At 39.4% G+C, this 2,717-nt stretch carries 3 protein-coding genes; all 3 read right to left on the minus strand.

Annotation, left to right across the window (positions count from 1 at the left end; translation table 11 throughout):
- The coding region (locus tag WB217_RS12720; protein WP_423993587.1) for a hypothetical protein at positions 1–207 on the minus strand (207 nt) is incomplete at its 3' end.
- Positions 208–386: 179 nt separating this feature from the next.
- Entirely contained in the window at positions 387–2,063 is a 1,677-nt protein-coding gene (locus WB217_RS12725) for an ABC1 kinase family protein (RefSeq protein ID WP_423993588.1), read from the minus strand.
- A gap of 14 nt (positions 2,064–2,077) precedes the next feature.
- Complete coding sequence (locus tag WB217_RS12730) at positions 2,078–2,461, minus strand: phasin family protein (protein WP_423993589.1); 384 nt, start codon at positions 2,459–2,461, stop codon at positions 2,078–2,080.
- Positions 2,462–2,717: the final 256 nt, after the last annotated feature.

Raw genomic sequence — 2,717 nt, forward strand, 5'->3', positions numbered from 1 at the left:
ACATAGGATCCCCCACGAAATAATATGAGAAATCATCATTGATGATAAGGTATCTTCTTGATACATTTTTTCGGTAAAATCATTTATCAAATCCAGCAAATATTCTCCGTAATACTCATTCGCATAATTATAAAGCTCTCCAATTTCGTCAAAAACCACATCCTTTAATTTTTCATCAATCGAAATAACATTTTTCTCAATGAACATAATTTTCTCCTTTCAGATACTTAGTGTCACCTTCATATCGTAGCACAAAAACATATACAGGCATGGGTAATTTTTGTCTGAATTTTTACATATATAAAGCGCGACTTATTGAAAGAATTCCACTTTTCCCACCAGAAAAAAGACGATGCAGCCACATCGCCTTTCCCATACAGTTTCAACTAGAACCTGCCTGATTTTAAAATTGAATAAATGATCCATAGGAACATCATAAAAGCGATGACAAATCCAATCTCAATCGCCGGCACGCTAGTCAGCATGGTATTATTCCCAAAGGTTGCACCCACGATTAGACCAAGAACAACAATGCTAAATGCAAGAAGTGTTAAACTGAATGAAACCTGATTACTGATTCGATCAAATTTATGAAGGATCCTGTTGATTTCCGAAAGGCTGATTTCAAATTTCAAATCTCCCTTAGAAGTCTGATCTAGAACATCCTCCACTTTTTTAGGGATGTTGGTTATCGTATCTGTCAAATCCTCAGCCTTGTTCCAAAGCTTTTTGCCCATTTTTAACGGGTTATACCGTTCCCTCATGAGTTGTTCACCATATGGCTTGGCAAGTGCGATCATATCCAGGCTGGGGTCCATTTCAGAAATGATACCTTCAATTGTAACAAGTGCCTTCCCCATCATCGTCATTTCCTTAGGCAAAATGATGCGGTGTTCTTGCGCCGCTGAAAACAGTTCCTTGACGGTCAATCCTAAACTTAGACCCTCCTGAGGAGAGTGATCAACCATTTTTCTGATCGCTTCCACATCATCATAAAAGTGCCTTTCATTTATATCAGAAGGAACGTACGCCATCCTGAAAATCGCCTTTACAATTTGATGAGTATCCTCATGCAAGATACCCATCATCATAGAAGATGAATCATACCTCATGCTTGCCGAAAGCCTTCCGACTTGTCCAAAATCTATGAAAACCAGCTGTTGGTTTTCAGGGGTATATAGAATATTGCCAGGGTGAGGATCTCCATGAAAAAAGCCTTCTCTTAATATTTGGGTAATAAAGGAACTTACCAGTAAATCAGCAATCTTCCGCTTTTCATCTATTGTAGCAGCCATTGTGTGCAGTTCATTCACCTTTATGCCATTTGTTTTTTCCATAGTAAGGATTTGGTCGGTCGAATAATCATGAAATATCGTCGGTACTTTTATAGATTCACAATCTTTGAATTGCCTCTGAACAATCTCGGTATTTCGAGCTTCCTCTGAGTAATCGAGTTCTCTGCGGACCGACTCAGACAATTCTTCTACCATCTCGGTTATATTGTAATATTCAGCCCAGTCATATCGCTGTTCAATTAGTTTTGAAAGATCCATAAGAATTTCGAGGTCTGTATACACAACCTGCCTGATGCCTGGGCGCTGTACTTTGACCATGACAGCTTCACCTGATGGAAGTACTGCCTCATGAACCTGACCAATTGAAGCTGCGGCAATACATTCTTCATTAAATGATTGAAATACTTCTTCAACCGGCCTGCCAAATTCCTGAAGGATTTTCGCTTTTATTTCTTCTACAGGAACAGGTGGAACCTGATCCTGAAGCATTTCTAATTCCTTAACGATTTCAACTGGAAGAAGGTCGCTCCTAATGCTGAGCAGCTGACCAAGTTTTATAAATGCCGGTCCTAATTCCTCCAGCATGCACCTGATCCGGTACCCTGCTTCCTTAGTATTCCCATGCTTCACTTCAGCAACGATTCTGTCTTTTAAGGAAAGAACATGAAACAGCCCTACCTCTTCCAGAACATACCCAAATCCATACTTCACTAATATTGATGCTATTTCTCTATATCTATTCAACCTTCTCAAACGCTCTGTCAACATTCCGTCACCTGCTATTATTTCACGTCTTTTGAAAAGCCAGGAGGAATACTGTCTATCCCTTGATCCGTCTGATCCAAATCCGTATTTGATTTATTGTTTCGCAGCTGTGTCAATTCCTGCTGGAGCAAGACAAGCTGTGCTTGGATTGTATCTAATTCTTCCCTTGTCACAAATCCAAGCTCGCTCAGCTGACTTTTTGTCATTTGCCTAAATTCCTGGTTCCACTCCTCGCTTTTTGTTTCTCCTTTTTTGAAAAAATCATCAAATATAGTATCTGCCTCTGTTTGTGTCATGCTGCCTTTTTCGATCAGCTTCATAAAAGTTTCATCTAGCTTTTCTTTTCCTGCAACTGCCGCTCCTAAACCTAGAAGAAACCCGCTTTTTATAAAACCATTCATAATAGGATCCTCCTTTTATATAAAACTATTTCCATACCTTTACCCCAAAGGGGGGCGTAATCACCCTATAAAATAAAAAAACACCTGCTTTAACTTAAAAGCAGATGCCTATCATTCATCCGAATCACTTGTTCAGGCTGAAGAATCCTATATTTAATTTTATCCACTTCTCGAGGAAAAAAACTCATGGTCCGACTTTTAGGATATTGAACTTCTCCAGATATGCCCAGTTTTGCGGAGCGGGCAAGCTCAATTG

This window comes from Mesobacillus sp., assembly GCF_049588175.1.
Taxonomy (GTDB): Bacteria; Bacillota; Bacilli; order Bacillales; family Cytobacillaceae; genus Mesobacillus.

Bases quoted from the DNA above. Each gene is read 5' to 3' on its own strand.
- WB217_RS12730 (WP_423993589.1), bottom strand. From the start codon at position 2,461: ATGAATGGTTTTATAAAAAGCGGGTTTCTTCTAGGTTTAGGAGCGGCA.
- WB217_RS12725 (WP_423993588.1), bottom strand. From the start codon at position 2,063: ATGTTGACAGAGCGTTTGAGAAGGTTGAATAGATATAGAGAAATAGCA.